Source organism: Actinoplanes sp. NPDC051633 (genome assembly GCF_040681735.1).
In the GTDB taxonomy this organism is placed as follows: domain Bacteria; phylum Actinomycetota; class Actinomycetes; order Mycobacteriales; family Micromonosporaceae; genus Actinoplanes.
The window spans coordinates 1-5,593 of sequence record NZ_JBFAZH010000480.1 but is presented as its reverse complement, the minus strand read 5'-3'; the positions used below and the strand labels follow the sequence as shown (position 1 = coordinate 5,593).

General features: G+C 68.0%; 3 protein-coding genes and 1 pseudogene. 3 read left to right on the top strand and 1 reads right to left on the bottom strand.

Annotated elements, in window-relative coordinates; genetic code table 11:
• Positions 1 to 52: 52 nt before the first annotated feature.
• The 3 genes and pseudogenes from AB0M20_RS24340 to AB0M20_RS24330 all read left to right on the top strand — a co-directional run.
• Positions 53 to 163, top strand: a pseudogene (locus tag AB0M20_RS24340) (hypothetical protein); the annotation flags it as partial.
• Positions 164 to 206: 43 nt separating this feature from the next.
• Positions 207 to 1,973 carry a penicillin-binding transpeptidase domain-containing protein gene (locus tag AB0M20_RS24335; RefSeq protein ID WP_364301793.1) on the top strand — a complete coding sequence of 589 codons (1,767 nt, stop codon included), beginning with the start codon at positions 207 to 209 and terminating at the stop codon, positions 1,971 to 1,973.
• A gap of 143 nt (positions 1,974 to 2,116) precedes the next feature.
• On the top strand, positions 2,117 to 3,610 hold the full coding sequence (locus AB0M20_RS24330) for a glycosyltransferase 87 family protein (protein ID WP_364301791.1): 1,494 nt from the start codon (positions 2,117 to 2,119) through the stop codon (positions 3,608 to 3,610).
• Here the strand turns inward: AB0M20_RS24330 and AB0M20_RS24325 are convergent.
• Complete coding sequence (locus AB0M20_RS24325) at positions 3,597 to 5,309, bottom strand: hypothetical protein (protein ID WP_364301795.1); 1,713 nt, start codon at positions 5,307 to 5,309, stop codon at positions 3,597 to 3,599. The genes AB0M20_RS24330 and AB0M20_RS24325 overlap by 14 nt on opposite strands.
• Positions 5,310 to 5,593: the final 284 nt, after the last annotated feature.

The following is a 5,593-nucleotide window of genomic DNA, read 5'->3' as shown; positions in this document are numbered from 1 at the left end:
TAATACTACAAAATATATAGACGAAAATCAAGATAATGAAACATTGAAAGATATGACTAAAAGTGGGACACAACGCCCATGGAGAGAAAAGAAACGAGACGTATCTTTAAAAGTAATTCGTGCTTTAGGTATTGAAGGTGGATGTAATGTGCAACTCGCGCTTGACCCACATTCATTGAATTATTACATCATTGAGGTCAACCCACGTGTGTCTCGTTCATGGCCAGAAGGGCGCGATCACCGCCGCGGAGGCTGCGGTCATCGCCGCGGTGATCAAGCAGCCCGAGCCGTCCAAGACGCACAAGGGCTACGACCCGGGCAACAACCCGGCGGACGCCAGGACCCGGTGGGACTACACCCTCAACAACATGGTCGAGAAGGGCTGGCTGTCGGCCGCCCAGCGGCCGACGAAGTACCCCAAGGTCATGAAGTTCGACCCCGATGCCTGCCGGACCTCCTGCGGCAACGACCGGGCGACCGGAAAGATCGTCAAGTACGTCAAGCAAGAGCTCCGCGCGATGGGCCTCTCCGACGAGGAGCAGAAGAAGGGTGGTCTTCGGATCACCACGACGATCAACCCGGAGGTCCAGAAGGCGGCCGTGGCCGCGGCGTCGCGCAAGAGCGAGAAGTCGCCGCTGAAGAAGGCCGACGCGTCGTACAAGAGCGCCCTGGTCGCGGTTGACCCCGAGAACGGCCGGGTGCTCGCGTACTACGGCGGGCCGGACGGCGTCGGCTGGGACTACGCGGGGCCGAACTACGACTCCAAGGGCGCCTTCTCCGGCGGTGGCCGGCCGCCGGGCTCGTCGTTCAAGGTCTACACGCTGCTGGCCGCGCTGAGCGCCGGCTACAGCTTCGACACGGTGTGGGACTCGACCCAGAAGAAGATCGGCGGCGGCACGATCAACAACTCGGGCCGCAAGAACCTGGTGTGCCCGAAGCAGTCCTGCCCGCTGGACACGGCCACGATCGAGTCGTACAACTTCCCGTTCTACTGGCTCGCCAACGATCTCGGCCCGGCCGAGATCGCGAAGGCGGCGCACAAGGCGGGCATCCAGTACATCACCAACGGCGACGGCGTCCGGGTCGACCTGAGCAAGGACCAGAGCAAGTTCAAGACCTTCGGCAACGAGATCGGGTACGGGCAGTACGCGATCACCGCGCTGGACCACGCGAACGGCATGGCCACGCTGGCCAACGACGGCAAGTACAACAAGGCGCACTTCGTCACGAAGGTGCAGCGGCGCGACGACGAGACCGGCAAGTTCAAGCCGTTCTTCAACGAGAAGGTCACGCCGAAGGAAGCCTTCAACACGGACGTCGTCGCCGCGATCGACCACGTCCTGCAAAAGATCCCGGGCAAGAACTCGAAGAGCCTGCGGGGCGGCCGCGACGCCATCGGCAAGTCCGGCACCTGGGAGTTCCAGGACGGTAAGAGCGGCCGGAACGGTGACGCCTGGTGGATCGGCGCAACCCGGCACATCGCCGCGTCGGTCTGGATCGGCCGGGAGAAGGCCAAGAAGGACAAGACGATGGAGCTCCAGCCCATCTTCAAGCCCGGCACGAAGGAGAACATGTCCGGCGGCTCCACACCCGGTGAGGTGTGGAAGGTCTTCATGGATGAGGCCAATGAGGCCATCAACGCGAAGGACGACGACTTCCTGCCGAACGTCAAGGTCGGTGACGACTCGAAGAAGGGCAACGGCATCGAGTTGCCCGATCCGGTGCAGCCGGACCCGAACTGCCTCCTCGGTGGCCTGATCTGCCCGGACCAGAACAACCCCGCCAACCCGGGCAACACCCCCGGCAACGGCCAGCAGCCGGGCAACAACAACCCGGGCAATCAGCAGCCGGGGAACAACAACGGCCAACCCGGCAACAACGACGGCCAACCGCAGAATCCGCTCCCTGAACCGCCCGACAACGGCGGTGACGACACCGATCAGGGCGGCGGGCAGAACAACTTAGACGAATAGCCGCATCGTCGACACGCGCCACCGGTCCGTCCGCGGACCGGTGGCGCGCCTGTTTTCCGGCTTCGCCACTGTCCTCGCCACTGTCCTCGACCGCGCCGAGGGCTGTGATGATCTGCGGGGTTGATGAGGCATGATGCCAAGTCATGAGCACCGAGTCTGATCGCACCGAAGCCGCGGCCTCGTCGGACACTTTCGTCCGCGGGTTGTCCCAGGCGATCGGCGGTCCGCTCGGCTCACACGCGGTCCCACCGTCGAAGAAGCCCGGCAAGTTCTGGACCGCGGCCCGCATCGTGATGGCGCTGTGCTGCCTGACCCTGGCCCTGCACTGGGTGCAGAAGTCACCGTGCGCCGACGGCAACTGGCAGAACAACGTGCAGTACACCCGCTTCTGCTACACCGACGTGCTGGCGCTGTACTACGCCGAGGGCCTCAACGAGGGCAAGGTTCCGTACAAGGACCACGCGGTCGAATACCCGGTGGTCACCGGCTACTTCATGGGTGCGATCGGGCTGCCGGTGCACGCGCTCGGCGAGCGGTACGAGTCCATCAATCAGGGCACCTGGTTCTACGACGCCAACGCGCTGGTGTTGTGCGCGCTGGCGGTCGCCACCGCCGGCGTGATCCTGGCGTTGCGGCGACGACGACCCTGGGACGGCGCGATCTTCGCGGTGTCCCCGATCCTGTTCATCACCGCCACGGTGAACTGGGACTTCCTCGCCATCGGCCTCGCGGCGTTCGGCCTCTACGCGTGGGCCAAGCGACATCCGCTGGTGGCCGGCATCCTGCTCGGCCTGGGCGGTGCGGCCAAGCTGTGGCCGCTGTTCATCCTCGGGCCGCTGCTCATGCTCGCCCTGCGCTCCCGGCGGGTCCTGGAGTGGGGCTACGCGATGGCCGGCGCGGTCGGCATCTGGGTCGCCGTGAACCTGCCGGTCTTCGTGCTGTACCGGGACAGCTGGCTGCGCTTCTTCCGGCTGAACGACGAGCGCCCCGTCGACTGGGGCACGTTCTGGTACATCGGCCGGTTCCTCGACACGAAGTGGAACACCGGGACGGCCGGTGACCAGGGTCCGTTCCAGTGGCTCAGCGATCACGTCGGGGTGCTCAACTGGCTGTCGTACGCCCTGTTCGGGCTGTGCTGCGTCGGCATCGCCCTGCTGTGCCTGCTCGCGCCGCGGCGTCCCCGCCTGGCGTCGGTGGCGTTCCTGGTAGTGGCCGCCTTCCTGATCTTCAGCAAGGTGTGGTCACAGCAGTACGTGCTCTGGCTGCTGCCGCTGATCGTGCTGGCCCGGCCCAAGTGGGGCGCGATCATCGCGTGGACGGTGGCCGAGTTCGGCTACTTCACGGCCTTCTACGCGGAACTGCTCGGTGCGGGCGGCAAACCGGTCATCCCGGAGGGCACGTTCGTGCTGGCCTCCAGTCTGCGGCTGATCACCGTGGCGGTCCTCTGCGGGCTGGTGATCCGGGAGATCTGGCGCCCGGAGCTGGACGTGGTGCGTCAGTCCTACGCCGACGACCCGGACGGCGGGATCCTCGACGCGGCGCCGGACGCGCCGTGGGTCGACGGTTTCCGCCGGCGGTTCGGTGTCGGCCGCCCCCACCGCAAGGCCGACAACGACACCGCCATCACTGCTGCTTGAGCCGGAAGAGGACGGTGTTGTCGTCGAGGTCCTCGCGGGTGATGCCGAGGGACTCGACGGGGACGTCGCCGGAGCGCTCCCAGGCGGTGCCGGCCACCCGGTCGCGCAGCAGGATCACCGCCTCGACGCCGGTCTCCCGCAGGTAGGCCACGCTCGTCGCGTCGGGGAAGGCCGCCACCGCCTGCCGCAGCTCCTGCTGCTGGGCCGTCGCGAACCCGCCGGACCCGTTGGCGATCGGCTGGAACCGCGTCGTCGACCAGAGCATCACCACCTGGTCACCGACCGCCGCGGACGGCAGCACCAGCGTCGGGTTGGTCACCGTGCGCATCGCGGCCGGCTGGTCCGGCATCACCGGATGCGGCGTCGCGTTGACCACCTCGACCAGCACCAGCAGCAGCGGCACGAAGGTGGCCAGCCGCAGCCACGGCCCCGGGAAGGGCGGGATGCGCTGGGCCGCCCAATGCTCCGCGCGCCGCACGAAGTCGGCCACCGCACCGGCCGCCAGGATCGCCAGCAGCAGCGTCACCCACAGCATCATGCGGCCCGGGATCCGCACGCCGAACGAACCGGGGAAGTGGCCGAACAGCGGCAGATAGGTCCACTTGCCGTCGAAGAAGCCCGTGCCGAGCGTCAGGATGACGGTCACCGCCAGGGCGGCGAGGAGCACCAGGCGCTGCCAGAGCTTCCAGACCGAGAAGACCAGGCCGGCGAGCGCCAGCGCGTACAGCACGAAGCCGGGCAACAGCGTCATCTCGGCCGGCCAGCTCAGCAGCGAGCGCGGGCCCTCGTGCGCGGCGCCCCACACCCGTGACTCGGCGGGCCCGATGAGCAGGCTGCGCAGCGGCGGCGAGAAGAAGTCGATCTCCGTCCGGCTCGGGCCGCTGCGCAGTGACCGGAGGTAGGGGATCGCGATCAGCAGCCCGAGGAAGGCGACGATCAGCGTCCCCAGCACGTCGGCCGTCAGCAGCCGCCAGCCCAGCACGGGCCGTTGATCACGCTTTCGCCACCGACGGATCGGCACCGCGATCGCGAGGGCGATCAAGATCCCCACCAGGAGGTACGCGAACGGCACGCCCAGCGAGAACCCGAGGCTGAGCTGCCAGGCCGCCACCAGCCAGCCGGCCGCCGCCCAACCGGCGTGCCGGCGGCCGTGCCGGAACCCGTGCCGCATCGACCAGCCGTGCCCGCGCGCCAGCATCGCCAGCGCGAGCGGGATGCCGCCCGCCGACACGACGTCGAGATGTCCGGCCTGCGCGAGCCACCACGGCGCGTACGCGAACGCGACCGCGGCCACGGCGGCGCCGGTCCGGCCCGCGCCGAGCTGCCGGATCAACGCGTAGCCGCCGATCGCCAGCAACGCGTGCGCCAGCACGAAGAGGATGTTGTAGCGCAGCAGCGCGATCTCGGGGCCGCTGCCGAGCATCCCGAAGGGTGCGTAGCCGAGCAGGCTGTCCCCGAAGGCGAAGCTGTAGCGCTCCGGGAAGAAGGCGTTGGACTGCCAGAGCTGCGCCGGATTCGACTTGAGGATGTGCCCGGACCAGGCAATCTGCCACGCCTGCCGGGCCGGATCGTAGAGGTCCTGCGGCACGGTGTGCAGCGGGTAGCGCAAGGTCGGCCAGGTGAGCGCCGTGGCGAGGAGCAGGCTGCCGAGGATCACCAGGGCGTACTCGTGGCGGAGCGCTACTCCGGTCCGGCGCATGCCTCGGCGGACGCGGCCGGGGGCGCGCTCGGAGGTGGTGGCGAAGGCCGTCCAGGGGTCTTGCGGCGCGCCCGGGGGGCGGTCGGTGGGCAAGGGCTTCTTGGCCGGCCGGCCGCCCGGGGCCGCCAGCGGCGCGCTCGGGCCGCCTTCCTCACCTGCGGGTTTATCGCCGGCAGGCGTCTCGCCATCGGTCTTTTCCGGGCCGGGCTGGTCCGTGGTGACCTTGTCGGTGGTGGGCGCGGCGTCGCGGTCCTTCGTCGCCGTCGCCGTGGTCGTCTTGGTGG